Source organism: Actinacidiphila sp. bgisy167, assembly GCF_965342175.1.
GTDB lineage: Bacteria > Actinomycetota > Actinomycetes > Streptomycetales > Streptomycetaceae > Actinacidiphila.
The window spans coordinates 1-17,021 of sequence record NZ_CBDRBL010000047.1; the positions used below are offsets into that span (position 1 = coordinate 1).

Genomic DNA, 17,021 nt, shown 5'->3' on the forward strand with positions numbered 1-17,021 from the left:
CTAGGCCGCCGACGACACTGGTGCCGCCGCCGAAGGGGACGACGGCGAGGCCGTGGTCCGCGCAGACCGCGAGGACGGCGAGGACCTCGTCGTGGCCGGCGGGCAGCACGACGGCCGCCGGGGTGCCGCCGACGTCCCCGGCACGGCTGCGCAGCAGGTCGGGGGTGGACTTGCCGCGCGTGTGGCGGATCCGGCTCTCGGCGTCCACGCGCACGTGGGCCGGGTCGCCCACGCAGCCGACGAGGTCCCGAAGGGCCTTCGCGGTGAGCGGGGACGGGGGAACGGTGATGTCCGCCAGCGCCACCGGCCCGGCGTCACGGGGCCGCACCCCCAGCAGGTCCCGCAGCAGGCCGACGACGGCGTCGGGCAGCGGGGCCGCCTCGGCCGGATCGCCCCAGCCGCTCCACATCATGTCCACGGGCTCGTCCTCACCGGTCGGTTCCGGGGTTTCCGTCTCGTGCGGCAGCACGGGCATTACACTGTGACAGATGACGCCTCTTCGTCACAACACTTGGACGGCGGATCCGGTGCTCGACACGGTCCGCGACTGCGTCCTGGCCGTCGGCGTCCGCCGCACCACCCTGACCGACGTGGCCCGCAGGGCCGGCGTCTCCCGGATGACGCTCTACCGGCGCTGGCCCGACGTCCGCACGCTCGTCGGCGACCTGATGACCCGCGAGTGGGTGTCGGTGGCCCTGGCGGCGATGCCCGAACGGCGCGAGGGCGGCAGCGCCCGGGCGCATCTGGTGGAGGGGCTGGTGACGGGGGTGCGCGCCTTCCGCGCCCACCCGTTGTTCGTCAAGATCCTCGACGTCGACCCCGATCTGCTCCTGCCCTATGTGCTGGACCGCCGGGGCGCCAGCCAGGACGCGCTGCTGGAGCTCGTCGCCGGTGTCCTCGAGGAGGGCCACACCGACGGCTCGGTCCGCCCCGGGCACCTCGTGCGGCAGGCCCGTTCCGTGCTGCTGATCGTCCAGTCGTTCACGCTCTCGCTGCGCACCATGACCGAGGAGGACGAGCCCGGCCTGACCTCCGAGGCCTTCCTCGGGGAGCTGCGGGACATCCTGGAGAGGACCCTCGCCCCATGAGCCCCATGAGCCCCATGAGCCCCATGAGCCCTACGAGCCCCACGAGCAGCCCGGCCCCCTCCCCCGCGTCCTCGCTCACCTCCGTGCGGCGCGCCCGCGAGCTCGCGGAACTCACCGCCGGCGTGCCGGTGGACGTCCTCGTCGTCGGCCTCGGGGCCACCGGCGCGGGGACGGCCCTCGACGCGGCGTCCCGCGGGCTGTCGGTCGCCGCGATCGACGCCCACGACCTGGCCTTCGGCACCTCCCGGTGGAGCTCCAAGCTGATCCACGGCGGCCTGCGCTACCTCGCCGCGGGCCGGCTGGACGTCGCGTACGAGAGCGCGGTGGAGCGCGGCGTGCTGATGCGGCGCACCGCCCCGCACCTCGTCCGCCCGCAACCCTTCGTACTGCCGCTGACCCCGCTCGTCTCGCACCGCCAGGCCGCGCAGGCGTGGTCCGGCTTATGGGCCGGAGACGCGCTGCGCCTGTCGGCGCGGACGGCGCGGGCCACACTCCCCGGACCGCGCCGGCTGTCCGCGGCGGAGACCCGGCACCTCGCGCCGGCGCTGCGTACCGCCGGACTCCGCGGCGGCCTGCTGTCCTGGGACGGGAGACTCGCAGACGACGCCCGGCTCGTGACCGCCATCGCCCGGACCGCGGCGGCGCACGGGGCGCGGATCCTGACGCGTGTGCGCGCGCTCTCGCTCAGCGGCTCGGGCGCCGTCGTCCGCGACGAGCTGACCGGCGAGGAACACACGATCCGGGCCCGCGCGGTGGTCAACGCCTCCGGCGTGTGGGCGGGCGGTCTCGTCGACGGCCTACGGCTGCGGCCGTCCCGCGGCACGCACCTGGTGCTGCGCCCCGACAGCCTCGGTGGTTCCGGCGGCCTCGGCGGCCTGCCCGCGGGTCTGCACATCCCGATCCCCGGCGAGTCCCACCGCTTCGCACTCGTCCTGCCGCAGGGGGACGGACGGGTGTACATCGGGCTGACCGACGAGCCGGTCGACGGCGCCCTCCCCGATGTACCCGAAGCACCCGAGACGGACATCGGTTTCCTGCTCGACGTGCTCGGCACAGCACTCGAGGTCTCCGTCCGCAGGTCCGACGTGGTGGGGGCGTTCGCGGGGCTGCGGCCACTGCTCGACCCCTCCGCCGACGGGACGGGCCGCACCGCCGACATCTCGCGCAAGCACGCGGTGCTCACCTCCGGTGAGGGAGTGGTGACCGTCGTCGGCGGCAAACTCACGACGTACCGCCGCATGGCCGAGGACGCCGTCGACGCGGTCGTCTCGGCCCGCGGGCTCCGCGCCGGACCCTGCCGCACCGCGTCGCTCCCGCTCGTGGGAGCCGCCGCGCCGCGGCTGCTCACCGGGCTCAAGGCCCCGCGCCGTCTGGTGCGGCGCTACAGCACCGAGGCGCCCGCCGTGCACGCCCTCGGAGACGCCGACCCCGCCCTGCGCAGACCGGTCGTCCCCGGCCATCCCGTCACGCACGCCGAACTGGTGTGGGCCGTGCGCCACGAGGGCGCGCTCGACACCGGTGACCTCCTCGACCGGCGCACCCGCATCGGACTCGTCCCCGCCGACCGCGAGGCGGCGTCGCGGGCCGCCGAGGAGGCACTCTCCCGGGCGTGAACCCGTCGTTCCCGCGTCACGTGCCGCGGCGCTGCCGGGGTCGCCGCCTGTCCGGCGACCAGGCGGCGCGGGGGCCCTCAGGCCGCGTCGACGTCCCGGTGGATCACGCGCGAGACGTTCTCGACGGTGGCGATGCCGGAGGCCATCGTCGGGTCGTCGTCGGTGAGGACGGCGATGCTGTAGTCGTGCCCGCCGCCGGTGAAGACGCCCAGGCTGTGCACCCGCCAGCCGTGGGTGGCGCGGGAGAGCCAGCCGTTCTTGACGTGGACGACCGCGGTGCCCGGGGCGCCCGCGGGGGTGCCCCAGCGCTGGGAGGGGACGACCTCGTTCATCAACTGGAGGGCGTAGGCGCGCGATGTGTCGCCGAGCACGGCGTTCGGAGCCGTGAGCAGGTCCAGGAGCTTCTGCTCGTCCCCGGCGGTGATCTGGGTGAGGCCCCAGGTCCCGCCGGAGCCCGGCACGGTGTGGTTCATCCCGGCGGCGGCCAGGAAAGAGCTGATCTTGGCGACGCCGAGCTGCTTCCACAGCGCGGTGGTGGCGTCGTTGTCCGACCGCGTGATCATGGCCGTCGCGAGCCGGGTCTCGTCGGGGGTGAGGTCGCGGTGGTGCTGCTGGGCGTCCCGCAGGAGCGTCGCGAGTACGGTGACCTTGACCGTGCTGGCGGAGTCGAAGTGCTGGTCCGCGCGCAGCGTGCACGACGTGCCGGTCGTGCGGTCGTGCAGGGAGACGGCGGTACGGGCGGTGCCGCCCTCCAGCGCCTTCGTGATGTCCCGCTGCAGTTCCGAGGCCAGCCCGGGCGCCGCCGAGCGGCAGCTCACCTGGGGCGCTACGGGGGCGGCCTCCGCTGTGGCGGCTCCCGCGGCCACCGGGACCGCCACAGCCGCGAGGACCGCGGCCGCCATGCCCCGCCGGGATATGCGCGTATGACCCATGCCACGTGGTCGACCCATGTCACTCCGTTCATCGGGTTGTCGCCGGTCGTGCTGACTGCCCAGTGTGGGCGGGCGGTTGGACGGGACGGAATGTGACGTCGGCTACGTCCGGCCGGGGCGGTGCGGGCTCCTGTGGGCCCCGGCGCGGTCAGGCGCCCGGGCGGCCCGGCGGTGCGCCGGGGCACGACTCGCGGCCGCGGCCGCGGGGCGGCGTACCGGTGTTCCGCGGTGCTGTCACGGCGGGCGAAGCCCCCGATCCCCAGCGTGTTCCGTGGTGCTGACGGTCGGTCGACGCCGCCGGGGCCGCGGCCACGGGTCGCCGCCGCAGCCGGAGAGCGTGAGTGTCGCCCGGTTCGCCGGCGACCTGGGGACGGGTCCCGCGCGCAGGCCGGCAGGCTCGTCCGAACCGTGGCGATATGCCCGGGATGTGAGGAAGATCGCACCCGCCCCGCCGCCTCCGGGTCGGCGGCCCTGCCGCAGCGCCCCCGCAGACCGATGGCCCTCGGTCGCTCCCTCCCCGCGGCCGCACGACCGCATTGGGCAAGGCCGTCGTGCCGCGCCGGCCGGCTGCCCGGGGCCGGTTGCCGCAAGCGGCAGGCAGGACGGCCGCCGTTCCGTGCGCACATGAGGGTATGCGGGCGGGCCGGGGCCGACGCCCCCTACCCGCCGCACCGGCATTCCAGGGCGTTCCGGCAGTCCGCGCGAAATGCGCTTGGCAAATGGTCAAGATTCGTTGACCATTGCTCCATGCCAACCGACGATCTTCCCGAGGCGTTCCACGTCACCACGGACGAGCAGTTGCGCGCCGTCTCCAATCTCACCCGTCACCGGATCATGGCTGTGCTCCGCTTCGAGCCCGCGACGATCACGCAGATCGCCGAGCGCGTGGGCCTAGCCAAGGGCAGTTCCAGCTACCACGTACGGCTGCTCGAGCGGGCCGGCCTGGTCAAGGTGGTCCGGACCCGGAAGGTCCGGGGGGTCACCGAGCGGTACTACGCCATGGCCGCGCGGTCGATCGTGCTGCCGGATCCGGGCGAGGGAGGCCCCGATGTGCTGATGCGGAACGCGGTGGCGGATCTGGAAGCAGCGCCGGTGGACGGCGAACGGCACGTGCGGATGGCGCATCTGCGGCTCACCGATGAGCAGTTCGCGCAGTTGGGGGCGCGGCTCGAGGCATTGGCCGACGAGTACCGGGAGCTGTCCGATCCGTCGCTGCCGGACGCGTCACTCGTCTTCGCCCTGTTCCACCCGGCGTCGCGCACGCAGGCCGGAGGTGACGCCACATGACCTCGGACGAGCTCAAGCTGCCGACCGAATTCGGGCGGCTGTGGACCGCGCAGACGGTGTCCTCGCTCGGGGACGGGGTGTCGCATGCCGCGCTGCCGCTGCTCGCGTTGGCCTTGACGCGGGATCCCATCGCCCTCGCCGTCGTCACGGCGGCCGGAACACTGCCGTGGCTGCTCTTCGGGGTGCTCGGCGGTGCGCTGGTGGACCGCTGGGACCGCAGGCGCACGATGTGGGTCACGGACGCCGCACGTGCGGTGCTCCTCGTGATACCGGCGGCAGCCGCGGCGCTCGACCTGCTGAGCATCCCGCTGCTCGCAGCAGTCGCCTTCCTCCTCGGCCTCGGCGGGCTCTTCTTCGACACGGCCGCCACGGCCTATCTGCCGGATCTGCTCGGTCGCGTCCCCGCACTCCTGGAGCGCGCCAACTCCCGCCTGCGCGGCGCCCAGACCGCCGCGTCCGGCTTCGCCGGGCCGCCCGCGGGCAGTGCCCTGCTCGCGCTCGGGCGGGCGGTTCCGCTGCTCGCCGACGCCGTCTCGTTCGCCCTCTCCGCGCTCCTCATCCGCTCGCTGCCTGCCGCACCCCGGCCCGTACCGCAGGCCCGTGAGTCGCTGCTGCGGCAGGCACGGGCCGGTGCCTCGTACGTGTTCCGGGACCCGTTGCTGCTCGGGCTCGCGCTGCGTCCGGCGGTCGGGAACATCGCCTTCCTCGCCGTGGAGACCGTACTCGCCCTGTTCGCGCACGACCGTCTCGGAATCGGCGCCCTCGGCTTCGGTCTGCTCCTCACGGCCGAGGCCACCGGCGGTCTGCTCGGCGCGGGCATCGCCTCCTCCGTAGGCCGGCGACTCGGCACCGGCGCCGCGCTGACCTGCACGGCGGCAGTCGAGGGACTCGCGGTCCTGGGCCTTGCCGCCGCCCCCGACCCGTACGTCGCGGGCCTCGCGCTCGCCGTCTGCGGAGCGGGTATGGGCGCCACGATGGTGCTAGGCCCCTCCCTCCGCCAAGCGATCGTGCCCGCGCACCTGATGGGCCGGGTCGCCTCCACCTCCCGCATGCTCGCCATGTGCGCCGCCCCGTTCGGCGCCTTCCTCGGCGGCTGGCTGGCCACCGTGCACGACGTGCGCACCCCGCTCTTCGCCGCCTCCGGCCTCCTCCTGACCATGACCACCGTCACGGCGACCATGACCGGCAACCGCCGCATCGAGGCGGCGCTGCGGGCCGCCGCCCCGGCCGATGATCCCGGTCACCCGGAATCCCGCGGTCCCCTCAAGGAGCGTGTCGGCTAGGGCTCCGCGAGGTCGTCGCCCTGACGCCCGATGTCGTGCGGCCGCTCCGGCACGCACACCATGAGCGCATCCCGATCCACCGTGCCCTGCGCCGGAGCAGCGACGTCGTCGACGGCGGGACGCAACTGCGGGACGGGCGCCCGGCGTCCGGGTGCCGGCGCGTCACCTCCCGTGCCCCCTGAGCCGGTCGTCCCTCATGCCGCCTTCGCCGACGGGTCCGTCTCTGACGCATGGCGGACGGCGGTGGCGGCGGGCTGGGGGACGGCCGGCTCGCGCCTCATCAGGTCGTCGCCCGCGCCGAGGACGGCGACCTCGAGGGCGGTCTGCGCGTAGACCCGGGCCGAGCGGATGAGCCGGTGCATGAGAGAGGACATCGCAAGCCTCCTGGGCGGGTGGAAGGTGGAAGGCTGACCCCCGCGGCCCGGTGCGGGCGGGCCGCTGAGCCGGCTCGGGTGCGGACCGTCGCGGGGTCGGACCGTGCGGCGATCTCATGACAGCCACGCTACGGCGCTTCCCCGTGCCGACGCTTCGGGCGGAAGTACGACCCTGATCCAGGGTCACTCCGACTTTCGGTCGAGTGCCGGATCTCCACCTCGGGACCTGCCGGGCGGCTACCGTTCCACGAGCCCGGAGCGCCACGCCCACAGGGCGATCTCGACGCGGTTGCGGGCGGAGAGCTTGTTCTGGACGTTTCCGAGGTGCGTCTTGACCGTTCCCAGGGACACGAAGAGCGCGGCCCCTATCTCCGCGTTGGTCAGGCCCTCGGCGACGAGACGGACGACCTCGGTCTCCCGTGCGGACAGACCCGCTCCCGACGGGACGAGGGTGCGCGGCGGCCGCAGGCCCTTCAGCAGGCGGATCGTGATCGCCGGGCTGACCAGGGCCTCCCCGGAGTACGCCGCGCGCACCGCCTCGGTGAGCAGGGCCGGGCCGGAGTCCTTGAGGAGGAATCCGCAGGCGCCGCTGTTCAGGGCCTCGTACACATACTCGTCGTCGTCGAAGGTGGTGACGACGACGACCTTCGGAGAGGTCGTGGAGCCGGGCCGGTTGAGTTCGCGCAGCGCCTGCAGCCCGTCCATCCGCGGCATGCGGATGTCCATGAGGACGACGTCGGGTGCGAGCGCGCGGGACATCTCCAGGGCCCGGACGCCGTCGTCGGCCTCCCCGACCACCTCGATGTCGTCCTCAGCGCCGAGGATCAGCGAGAAGCCGGTGCGGACCATGGCCTGGTCGTCGGCCAGCAGGACGCGAATGGTCACCGGGCTCCTCCGGTCGGTATGTGTGCCCGTACGGTCCAGCCCTTCGGGCTGTTCGGGCCAGCGCTGAAGGAGCCGCCGAGCGCCGCCGCCCGCTCCCGCAGACCCTTGAGGCCGTAGCCGCCGTCCGGCGCGCGGCCTTCCCTTCCACGGTCGCGGCCGTCCCGGCGGGGACCGTCGTCGGAGACTTCGACCGTCACGACGTCGGGCCTGTCCTCGCGGCGGACCAGGATGTCCAGCGACCGGGCGTCGCCGGCGTGCTTGCGCACATTGGTCAGCGCCTCCATGACCACCCGGTGCACGGCCGACTGCACGTCGATGGGGACCGTGTCGACCTCCCCCTCGATGCTCAGCCTCACCTCCAGACCGCTGTCGGAGGTGAAGTGACCGGCAAGGGAGGCGATGTCCGCGATCGTGCCCGTCGGCGCGAACCGGACGTGGGCGTCGGGTTCCCGCAGCAGGGTGACCATGCGGCGGATGGCGGTCATGGCCTCCTCGCCGGCCGCCTCGATGCGCTCGAGGGCCGGGAGCACGGCCTGCGGCTTGCTCGCCGCCACGGCCCGGGCCGCCTGGGCCAGCACGACCATGCCCGTGACGTGGTGGGCGACGTAGTCGTGCAGATCGGACGCGATGGCCGTCCGCTGCGCCTGCTGGGCCGCGAGCACCTGCCGCTGGCGGTCGGTCTGGAACAAGCGCAGGGACAGACCCGAGGCAGCGGCGATGACGCAGCCCAGCGCCACTACCAGCGCGAGGACCAGCGCCTCTTTCCGGTAGTCCAGCCGGGCGGGCTGCAGCAGCAGGCCCGCCGACAGGAGCGGGACCGCCAGGGCGGCGCGCACGGGCTCCGCCCGCCACGCGACCAGTCCGACCAGGACGGTGCCCACGGCGGTGGGAGTGAAGCCGAAGGGCAGGAGGTTGTAGGCGTCCGGCGGCGCGACGAGCACCAAGAGCACCAGGCCCGCCCCCAGGACCGCGGCGAAGGCGCCCAGCGCCTGGGCCTCCATCTTCGGCATGATCACGGCCACGGCCAGCGCCACCACCACGACGGGCAGCCGGTCAACTTCCATCGTCACGTCCAGGGTTCCCAGCACCACCAGCGCGGTGAGGGCCGCCAGCCACCCGACACCCCGCACCAGCCGCCCGAGGAGGCCGACCGCCCGGTTCCGCGCGTTCCCGTCCTCTCCGCTTCCGCTCGCCGCCCGGGCGGCGGCCGCTGCGGGCGCCCTGTCCGGTGTCACCGATCCGCCTCGGAGTCTCGGCGTCCCCTCCCCGCGTCCCCGGCCGGACCGGCGGCGCCGGGGCGCGCGGCGGTCGGCGGTTCCGCCGCCGTGCGGTCCGTGGGGTCCGTGCGGTCGGTTTCCGCGCCCAGCACCACCACGTCGAGGACGGCCTGGGCGTAGACCTGGGCGATCCGCAACGCGCGCTGCACCGCGTGGCCCTCGGAGGCGCCGCCGTGGCCGGCCGGGGAAGAGGCGGCTTCGTGGTCGCCGCCGCTGTGCTGACCGCTCACCGTCGTCCCTGCTCGGCTGCCGCATCCGGGGCGAGGGCGCCGCGGACGAGTTCGTCGAGCAGCGCGGGGTACGCCAGCCCCTGGTGCGCGAACATCTTGGGGACCTGGGACTGCGCGGTCATGCCGGGCATGGTGTTGACCTCGTTGAGGACGGGGCCCCGCGCGGTGAGGAAGAAGTCGCAGCGCGCCACCCCGCGGCAGCCCAGCGCCGCGAAGAGGGCGAGGGAGGCGTCGACCAGCGCGTCGTGCTCCTCGGCGGACAGCGGGGCGGGGATCACGAAGCGCGCTCCGCCGTCGTACTTCTGCTCGGTGTCGAAGAGGCGTCCGTCCTCCAGAAGGATCTCCAGCGGGGGCCCCACCACCAGACTGCCGTCCGCGCGCCGCAGTACGGCGAGGTCCACCTCCCGGCCGGCGACCAGATCCTCGATCAGGACCCTGTCGTCGATCCGGAGCGCGGCGGCCACCGCCGGGGCGAGGTCCGCCTCGTCGGTGACGAGGGACACACCGTGGCTGGAGCCGGCGGCCACGGGTTTGACGACGACCGGGTGGTCGAAACGCACCTCGTGCGCGTTGTCGGCGGTGACCAGGAAGCCCGGGGCGACGGAGATGCCCACCGCCTCCGCCACCAGTTTCGTCGCCCACTTGTCCATGGCGAGGGCGCCGGCCCGGACCCCGGAACCGACATAGGGAATCTCCGCCAGGTCCAGCAGCGCCGCCAGCGTGCCGTCCTCGCCGAGCGGGCCGTGCAGCGCCGGGAAGACGACGTCGCAGCCGCCCAGCACCACGAGTGCCGCGGACAGGCTCGCCGCGGCGGAGTCCGCGAGCGGTTGCCCGGCGGCGTCCCGCCACAGCCCGTCGCGTCCTATGGTGAGCGCCACGACGTCGTAGACGGCCGGATCGAGCGCCGAGCGGACGGACACCGCGGACGCCAGCGAGACCTCGTGCTCGGCGCTTCGGCCGCCGCCGAGCACGGCGACGCGGACGCGGGGGGTGTTTCCGAAGGCGGTCATGCGGTCTCCTCCGCGTGGTGCACAGTGCGGCGCAGGCGGGTGCCCAGGCCGGTCACGATCTCGTGTTCCAGCGTCCCGGACCACCCGGCCCAGTCCCGGACGGTGGGCTCGCCTCCGTCGCCCGTGCCGAAGACGGTGGCGACGTCGCCGAGCGCGGCCGCGTGCTCGCCGCAGTCCACGATCACCTGGTCCATGGAGACCTGGCCCACCACGGGGCAGCGGCGACCGCCGAGAAGCACCTCGGCGCGGCCGGATGCCGCACGGGGAAGGCCGTCCGCGTATCCGACGGGGAGCAGGGCCAGGTTGGTGCGCCGCGGGGCGGTCCACGCGTGCCCGTAACCGGCCCCGGCGCCGGCCGGCACCGTGCGCACCGACACCACGGGCGCGCGGAGCGTCAGTGCCGGGCGGAGCCGGGTCGTGCGCGTCGGGTCGATTCCGTAGAGGCCGGCGCCGACGCGGCAGAGGTCGAAGCGGGTCCGCGGGTCGGTGAGGGTCGCCGAGGTGGCGGCGAGATGGCGGACGGCCGGTCGCAGTCCGGCCCGTGCCGCGGCGTTCGACGCTTCCCGGAAGAGCGCGAGGGCGCGGTCGGTGCACGGGTCCCCCGGGGTGTCCGCGCAGCCGAGGTGGCCCATCACGCCGATCACCCGGACCAGGCCGGCGCGCTCCGCCTCGCGGGCCTGCTGGCACAGCTCGGCCCACTGCCCGGGGGCCGCACCGTCCCGCGCCATGCCCGTGTCCAGGTGCAGATGCACCCGTGCCGTGCGTCCTGCCCGGCTCGCGGCGCTCGCCACCGCGGCCAGGTGCTCCTGGCCGGGGACGGCCACGGAGACATCGGCCCGCAGGGCCTCCTCGAAGGCGGCATCCACCGGGTTGAGCCAGCTCAGGATCGGCACACGGAAGCCCTCGGTCCTGAGGGACATCGCCTCCTCGACGGAGGTGACACCGAGGGATGTCGCGCCCGCGCCCAGTGCCGCCCTGGCCGCGTCGGCCGCGCCGTGTCCAAAGCCGTCGGCTTTCACCACCGCCATCAGGCGGGCCGCACGGGCGGCGAGCAGGCGGGTGTTCCCGGCGATCGCTGCCAGGTCGACCGTCAGTTCCGGTCCCGCCGTGCCCCCGGGCGGCGGGGGCGGGTCGACGGTGCGGACGACGGAGGCCGCCAGTGGTGCGCAGGGCATGAGAAGTCCTTCGGGTGACGCGGTCGATCCGCCGCCGTGGAGGCGCGGCCGACACGAGGCGTCACGGAGGTGGGGGTGGAACGCGACCCCACGCCGCAATCCGCGCCGACAGCCCGGGCCGACGGCCGGAGCGGTGCGGGCGGGTCCGGTGTGCCACGTGGAGCTCATGACAAGCACGTTACGAAGCACGGAATGCCGCCCGCTTCGGGCGGAAGTCGGAACCCATCGCGTCACCCTACGACTTTCGGCCGACGTTCAGCGACCCCGTCCACGCGAGGGGCCGGGCGCTCCTCGGCCGTCCGACGCTCGCGCCCACATCGGCAGGGCGAAGCCGCTGTGGTGCGGTTTTCTGCGGATGAACCGCAGTGTTTCGCCGTGCGGGCCGCCTGCGACGGAAAGGGGACTACGGTGCAGATGCCGGTTCCCGGCCACCTGGGGGTCGCTACAGCGATGCTCCGGGACGTCTTCGTGATGATTCTCACTGACACGGAGGCATCGTGATCAAGACATTCCGCACCGACGCCCACCCACCCGGCGAGCGAGAGGAGTACTGGGCCGAGGCGGTCCGCCATGCCGCCACCCGGCTCGAAGTCCGGCCCCGCGACGACGCCGCCATCTACGGTTCCGCCTGGGCGGCATCGGTCGGGGACATCCACATCGGCCGTGTCGAAGCAGGCCCCCAGCGCATGGCCCGGACCCGGACGATCATCGCCAACGAGGCCGAGGCCCCCCTGCTTCTCAGCCTCCAGGAGGCGGGCAGCAGCGTCGTCGACCAAGGCGGACGGGAGACCCTTCTCACTTCGGGGTGCCTGGCCATGTTCGACGCGCGACGGCCCTTCCTGCGGGACTTCCCCGGTCACTACCGCCAGAGCATCGCTGCCGTCCCCTTCGAGATGCTGGACGTCCCCGGCTCGTGTCTGGCCAAGATCATCGGCCGGGTGTATCCCCCCACGCACCATGTCGGGGGAATCCTCGCCTCCTTCGTGAGCCGGCTCGCCGCGGCGGCGGAGTCCGGCGACTGCCTGCCGGGCACGGAACAGCACCTGCAGCGGGGCATCATCGACGTGCTCACCGCGCTGGCCGCGCACGAGGGGCGGCTGCACACGGACGTCACGCCGACTGCCGCGGAAACCCGGAGGCTGCTCGTCCGGGACTACATCACAGCGCACCTGCAGCGGCCGGACCTCAGCCCGGCCATGATCGCCGCCGCTCACCGGATGTCCGTGCGCTCCCTGCACAAGCTGTTCCAGGACGAGGAGACGACCGTCAGCCGGTGGATCAACCGCGAGCGGCTGGAAGCCTGCCGGAAGGATCTGGCGCGTCCCGACATGGCCGGGGTGACGGTGGAGGCGATCGCGCTGAGATGGGGCTTCGCCAGCCCCGCACACTTCAACCGGAGCTTCCGTGCCGCCTACGGCGTGCCCCCCGGCGAGTGGCGCCGCACTGCCGGTGCCCGGCCTGCCGAGCGCCGTGGCAGCGGGCCGCGACGGCACGCATGACCGTGGGCCGCGACGGCACTCCACCTGTCGGCGGGCACCGGTCACGTCACGAGCGGTCCTGGCGCACCACGCCATCGGCCGGCGAACGCGCGGACCGCCGCACGTCGGCGTCGGCCGTCGCTTCGGCGCGGGTGAGTGCGGCGTTCCTGGTGTCGGGCATGAGGACATAGGTGACGAGGGAGACCAGGGCGCACGCCGACACGTACCAGAAAAAGGCCCTCTCGTGTCCCGCCTCCTTGAACCACAGGGCCACGTACTCCGCCGTCCCGCCGAACAGTGCGTTGGCGATCGCGTACGGCAGCGCCACGCCCAGCGCCCGTACACGGGTCGGGAAGAGCTCGGCCTTCACGGCGGCGTTGATCGAGGTGTAGCCCGTGACGATGACCAGCGCCAGAAGCGAGAGCCCCAGCGCGGACCAGTACGAGCCGGCCGTGCCGAGCGCCGTCATGATCGGGTAGGTGCCGAGCGTGCACCCCGCGGCGAAGGTGATGAGCAGCGGCCGGCGGCCGATCCGGTCGGACAGCGCCCCGGCGGGCGGCTGGAGCAGCGCGAAGACGAGCAGCGCGGTGAAGCTGACCAGGGTGGCGGTGTTCCTGGCCATGCCCGCAGTGCCGACGAGGTACTTGGTGAGGTACGTGGTGTACGTGTAGTACGCCACCGTGCCACCCAAGGTGAGCGCCATGACCAGCAGAGCCTGGCGCCGGTGCCGCCACAGCAGGCGGAGCGAACCGCGGGCGCTGTCCGGCGCGCCGGCCTCCTCCGCGAAGGCGTCGGTCTCCTCGAGCCGGCGCCGGATCCAGAAGACCACCACCGCGAAGACCGCGCCCAGCAGGAAGGGGACGCGCCACCCCCAGTCGTGCAACTGGTCCACGGTGAGCAGATGCTGAAGGCTGATCAGGATGACGAGCCCCAGCAGTTGGCCGACCGTCATCGACACGTACTGGAAGGACGAGCCGAGACCGCGCCGAGTGCGGTCGGACGCCTCGGTCAGGTAGGTCGCGCTGGCCGCGTACTCGCCGCCGATACTCATGCCCTGCAGCAGCCGGGCGAAGAGCAGGACGAGCGCGCCGGCGTACCCGGCCTGGGCGTACGTCGGGGCGACCGCGATCAGGAGGGCTGCCGCCGACATCATGGTGACGGTGAGGGTCAGCGCGCTCTTGCGGCCGTGGCGGTCGGCCGCCCGGCCCAGCACCCATCCGCCGACGGGGCGCATGAGGAAGCCGACCGCGAAGATGCCCGCGGTGTTCATCAACTGCGTGGTCGGATTGCCGCCGGGGAAGAAGGCGTCGGCGAAGTAGAGGGCGAAGCTGGCGTAGACGAACCAGTCGTACCACTCGACGAGATTGCCGAGTGATCCTCCCACGAGGGCGAGGCGGCGCTTGCCGCGTTCCCCGGCGGCGGGGGGTGCGGGCATGGCGGAGGCGGGCGGCATCGGCGGCTCCCGTGGGAAAGTCCCTGGTGGGGGGCGGGCGAAGGACCCAGGGGCTGATGGGCCCGCGCCTCGCCCGGACAGGGCGCGGCGCCCGAGATCCAACGTCCCGCCGGGATGCGGGGTTACGGCACTACCGCGGAACGGTTGACGCCGTCGCCCGGCCTCCGGGTCGGGGCCGGCGCACTGCCGCGGGACGGGGTGCGGGCGGGCCCCACGGTGATCCCGCGCTCGTCCGCTGCGGCTGCGGCATCGACTGCGGCGACGGCGGTGGGAGTGGGGGTGCGGACGCCGGGCGGGCGGTCAGATCCTGACGCTCCGCTCCGTGTGGGCGCCGTAGCCGTCGGCCCAGCCGAGGACGAGCCGCCGGAACTCCGTGTGGGTGATCATGCGCGTCGTATTGCCCGCGGAGCCGCACTGGGCGCCGATCTCCCTGCCCCGGCCGTCGCGCCGGCCGTCGTCGGTGGCGAGGAAGACGCACCCCGGGTCGTCCACCTCCTTGGTGACGAGGGCGTCGACGATCCAGCCGCGCCCGGCCCGGTGGACGGTGATCACGGCCTGGCCGACACGCCCCGAGTCGTGCACGGCGAGCCGGACGCTGCGGCCTCCGTCGCGTTGCGTGTGCCAGCCGTCCGCGGCCCGCGCGGTGGGCGCCGCGGCCACCAGCATCGCCGCGGACAGGACGGACACAGCGGCAGGGCTGACACGCATGACGGCCTCCATCACAGTTGCGGCGGCCACCGGTCGGCGGCCCGCGCTCATCGAAACCCCTTTACCCGCCTCGGTCCGCGGCGCGGCACGCCGGGCGGGCCCCTGATCACTCCGCTGGCGGTTCCGCCCAGCGTTGCGCACCGCCGTGCCGTTGCCACCGAACCACGGCCTTGCGAGTGGGCCGACGACGGCGCCGCCTGAGACGACCGGGGTGACGACCGGTCAGGTGACGCCCCCGTACATTCCCGCGGTGAGGGGTCGTCGCTCGGGAGAGGTCCAGGCACCGCCGTCCCGGTCGCACGCCCGCTCGGGGACGCCCCTGGCCGACCCGCGGTACCGACCGCCGGCGCGCGGCACTCCGGCGCCTCGCGACGCGCGGGAGAGGGCTCCCCGGCGCACCGGACGCCAACCCACCCGTCTGCGCATATCATGCCGATGTCACCCTTTTGCCCTGTGATGTCCCTGTGGCCGCCGGGCGTCGTTCATGTCTTCCCACCACTCCACACCGAGGTGGTGCACGCACCGGCGAGCAGCGAAAGTGCAGGAGGTACGGCATGTCGGACAACCTTCCCGATCTGCGGGTGCACTCCGTCCCGGCGGACGCCGGACCCAGCAGGCGGCACGAGTCCCCCGCACGCCTGACCATCCTGCTCAGTCCCCGCGGCACCGCGCGCACCGAAGCCGTCCTGATCGGGGAGCTCGACGCCCGGAGCGCGCCGGAATTGCGCCGCGCCCTGTTCGCCGCGCTGGAGGGGGGAGACGGCCTCGACCTGGACCTGCGCGACGTCACCGGCTGCGACGGCGCGGGGCTGAACGCCCTGCTGGAGCTGCGCAACCGTGCCATGGCCGCGCACCGGACGCTGACCGTGACCGCCACCAGCGACACCGTCGTGCGGTTGCTCGACCTCACCGGCAACCGCGGGGCGCTCACCCCGTCCCGCCCGTCGGCCCGGCGGCTCGGCGCGGACGTCCGGCGCCTGCACACCGCTGTGTGCCAGGCCCTGCTGGACGCGGGGCTCCCGCTCACCCGGCACGGCGACGAGGACCGCCCCGCCGTGGAGGCGGGGCCCCGCGGTGTGGTCGTGCGCTGGGACACCCTGCTCGGCACCGGCGCGGCGGCGGCGCCTCCGACGGCCGGGGCGCACCGCCGTCCCCTCCACAAGCCGGTGCTGGACGCCTTGGCCCTCGCCGGCTTCCGCGGTGTCGAGGACAGCACGGCCACCCGCGAGATCATCGTCACCGCCCTGCCGGAGCGGACCCGCCGCTGATTCCCGTCGCGCACGGCTGCGTGCCCGGACGAAGTCCGGGTAGGCGGCAGCCAGGTACACCGTGCCGTGATCCGATGCCCCGCCCCACAGGAGGACGACGTGCTGCTGGCCCACCCCGCCGTGCTGAGCGATCTGGTCGACCGCTACGAGACGCTCAGGCTGCTGGACCCCGCGGACCCCGAGGTACGGCGCCGGATGGCGGACGTCTCGTACACGCTGTGCGTGGCCACCGGCATGCGGGACGTCGACGCGGCGCTGGCCGCGGCGCGGCTGCGTCTGCCCGAGGCGCGCCCGGAGGGCGACTCGGTGCCCGCCTGACGGGGTGCTCCCGCGTCCCGCGCCGGCGTCGGCCCCGGTGCGGGGCCGCGCCCCGCACCCGAGGACCGGCACGCCGGCGGCGACGCCCGTGACGGCTCGCTGACGCCGCATCAGGACGTCTCACCATGTTCCCCGGCGCCGGCGCCCTCCCGGGCGGCCTCCAGGCACTCGCCGCGGCCCGAGCCTCACCGCGGCACGCCGCCCGCGGGGCGGGCGGGACCGCGGGACTGGCGGCGCGGGCCGAGCGGATCGGCTTCGTCGAGGGCGCGGAGTGGGCGGAGGACGCGGTCGGCACCAACGCGCCCGGCACCGCGGTCGCGCTGGGACGGCCCCTGCAGATCTACGCGGGCGAGCACTTCATCCGTCCGGTGCACCCGTGGAGCTGCTCGGCGGCCCCGGTGCGCGACCCGGACACCGGTGCGGTCATCGGCGTGATCGACCTGACCGGCGGCGACCATATCGCGGCGCCGCACGCCCTGGCCCTGGTGCGGGCCACCGTGGCGGCGGCGGAGGCCGAACTGCGGCTGCTGCGGCTGCGCGGCGTGCTCCCCGCGACCCCGCGCCGGGGGCGAAGGCCGCGGGGGCGCGGCTGGAGGTACTGGCACGCGACCGGGCACTGCTGACCTCGCCGTACGGGACGGT

Annotated in this window: 18 protein-coding genes; 8 read left to right on the forward strand and 10 right to left on the reverse strand. The window is 74.2% G+C overall.

Features of this window, described 5'->3' with window-relative positions; translation table 11 throughout:
- Window positions 1–412: FAD-binding protein (locus tag ACRWND_RS18645; protein ID WP_431950797.1), on the reverse strand; the 412-nt coding region annotated here is incomplete at its 3' end.
- A gap of 76 nt (window positions 413–488) precedes the next feature.
- Here ACRWND_RS18645 and ACRWND_RS18650 point away from each other — a divergent pair.
- Together ACRWND_RS18650 and ACRWND_RS18655 are read left to right on the forward strand one after the other, a co-directional pair.
- Window positions 489–1,088, forward strand: a complete 600-nt coding sequence (locus ACRWND_RS18650; RefSeq protein WP_431950738.1) for a TetR/AcrR family transcriptional regulator — start codon at window positions 489–491, stop codon at window positions 1,086–1,088.
- A gap of 23 nt (window positions 1,089–1,111) precedes the next feature.
- Entirely contained in the window at window positions 1,112–2,701 is a 1,590-nt protein-coding gene (locus ACRWND_RS18655) for a glycerol-3-phosphate dehydrogenase/oxidase (RefSeq protein ID WP_431950740.1), read from the forward strand.
- Window positions 2,702–2,778: 77 nt separating this feature from the next.
- On the opposite strand, the gene ACRWND_RS18660 is transcribed toward ACRWND_RS18655, so the two are convergent.
- Window positions 2,779–3,603 (reverse strand): serine hydrolase, encoded by an 825-nt coding sequence (locus tag ACRWND_RS18660; RefSeq protein WP_431950742.1) that lies wholly within the window; start codon window positions 3,601–3,603, stop codon window positions 2,779–2,781.
- 777 nt (window positions 3,604–4,380) lie between these two features.
- Between ACRWND_RS18660 and ACRWND_RS18665 the strand changes: the two genes are divergently transcribed.
- Together ACRWND_RS18665 and ACRWND_RS18670 are read left to right on the forward strand one after the other, a co-directional pair.
- Window positions 4,381–4,920 (forward strand): ArsR/SmtB family transcription factor, encoded by a 540-nt coding sequence (locus tag ACRWND_RS18665; protein ID WP_431950744.1) that lies wholly within the window; start codon window positions 4,381–4,383, stop codon window positions 4,918–4,920.
- A complete protein-coding gene (locus ACRWND_RS18670) occupies window positions 4,917–6,203 on the forward strand; it encodes an MFS transporter (RefSeq protein WP_431950746.1) in 1,287 nt (428 codons plus the stop codon). Before ACRWND_RS18665 ends, ACRWND_RS18670 begins: the two co-directional genes overlap by 4 nt.
- 194 nt (window positions 6,204–6,397) lie before the next feature.
- Here the strand turns inward: ACRWND_RS18670 and ACRWND_RS18675 are convergent, their stop codons facing one another.
- From ACRWND_RS18675 to alr, 6 genes are all read right to left on the reverse strand, one after another.
- Window positions 6,398–6,577 carry a hypothetical protein gene (locus ACRWND_RS18675; protein ID WP_431950748.1) on the reverse strand — a complete coding sequence of 60 codons (180 nt, stop codon included), beginning with the start codon at window positions 6,575–6,577 and terminating at the stop codon, window positions 6,398–6,400.
- Between the two features lie 237 nt (window positions 6,578–6,814).
- Window positions 6,815–7,462 (reverse strand): response regulator, encoded by a 648-nt coding sequence (locus ACRWND_RS18680; protein WP_431950750.1) that lies wholly within the window; start codon window positions 7,460–7,462, stop codon window positions 6,815–6,817.
- Window positions 7,459–8,697, reverse strand: a complete 1,239-nt coding sequence (locus ACRWND_RS18685) for a sensor histidine kinase (protein ID WP_431950752.1) — start codon at window positions 8,695–8,697, stop codon at window positions 7,459–7,461. Before ACRWND_RS18685 ends, ACRWND_RS18680 begins: the two co-directional genes overlap by 4 nt.
- A complete protein-coding gene (locus ACRWND_RS18690; RefSeq protein WP_431950754.1) occupies window positions 8,694–8,969 on the reverse strand; it encodes a hypothetical protein in 276 nt (91 codons plus the stop codon). Before ACRWND_RS18690 ends, ACRWND_RS18685 begins: the two co-directional genes overlap by 4 nt.
- A complete protein-coding gene (locus ACRWND_RS18695; RefSeq protein ID WP_431950756.1) occupies window positions 8,966–9,979 on the reverse strand; it encodes a D-alanine--D-alanine ligase family protein in 1,014 nt (337 codons plus the stop codon). The genes ACRWND_RS18690 and ACRWND_RS18695 overlap by 4 nt, the downstream gene beginning before the upstream one ends.
- On the reverse strand, window positions 9,976–11,154 hold the full coding sequence (alr, locus tag ACRWND_RS18700) for an alanine racemase (RefSeq protein WP_431950758.1): 1,179 nt from the start codon (window positions 11,152–11,154) through the stop codon (window positions 9,976–9,978). Before alr ends, ACRWND_RS18695 begins: the two co-directional genes overlap by 4 nt.
- A gap of 497 nt (window positions 11,155–11,651) precedes the next feature.
- Between alr and ACRWND_RS18705 the strand changes: the two genes are divergently transcribed.
- Entirely contained in the window at window positions 11,652–12,653 is a 1,002-nt protein-coding gene (locus tag ACRWND_RS18705; RefSeq protein WP_431950759.1) for a helix-turn-helix domain-containing protein, read from the forward strand.
- Window positions 12,654–12,699: 46 nt separating this feature from the next.
- On the opposite strand, the gene ACRWND_RS18710 is transcribed toward ACRWND_RS18705, so the two are convergent.
- On the reverse strand, window positions 12,700–14,067 hold the full coding sequence (locus tag ACRWND_RS18710; RefSeq protein WP_431950799.1) for an MFS transporter: 1,368 nt from the start codon (window positions 14,065–14,067) through the stop codon (window positions 12,700–12,702).
- Between the two features lie 318 nt (window positions 14,068–14,385).
- Window positions 14,386–14,793 (reverse strand): hypothetical protein, encoded by a 408-nt coding sequence (locus ACRWND_RS18715; RefSeq protein WP_431950761.1) that lies wholly within the window; start codon window positions 14,791–14,793, stop codon window positions 14,386–14,388.
- A gap of 554 nt (window positions 14,794–15,347) precedes the next feature.
- Here ACRWND_RS18715 and ACRWND_RS18720 point away from each other — a divergent pair.
- The 3 genes from ACRWND_RS18720 to ACRWND_RS18730 all read left to right on the forward strand — a co-directional run bounded on the left by ACRWND_RS18720 (window position 15,348) and on the right by ACRWND_RS18730 (window position 17,002).
- Window positions 15,348–16,061 carry an STAS domain-containing protein gene (locus ACRWND_RS18720; RefSeq protein WP_431950763.1) on the forward strand — a complete coding sequence of 238 codons (714 nt, stop codon included), beginning with the start codon at window positions 15,348–15,350 and terminating at the stop codon, window positions 16,059–16,061.
- A gap of 66 nt (window positions 16,062–16,127) precedes the next feature.
- Window positions 16,128–16,379 carry a DUF5133 domain-containing protein gene (locus ACRWND_RS18725; RefSeq protein ID WP_431950765.1) on the forward strand — a complete coding sequence of 84 codons (252 nt, stop codon included), beginning with the start codon at window positions 16,128–16,130 and terminating at the stop codon, window positions 16,377–16,379.
- Window positions 16,380–16,504: 125 nt separating this feature from the next.
- Window positions 16,505–17,002 (forward strand): GAF domain-containing protein, encoded by a 498-nt coding sequence (locus ACRWND_RS18730; RefSeq protein WP_431950767.1) that lies wholly within the window; start codon window positions 16,505–16,507, stop codon window positions 17,000–17,002.
- Window positions 17,003–17,021 lie beyond the last annotated feature (19 nt).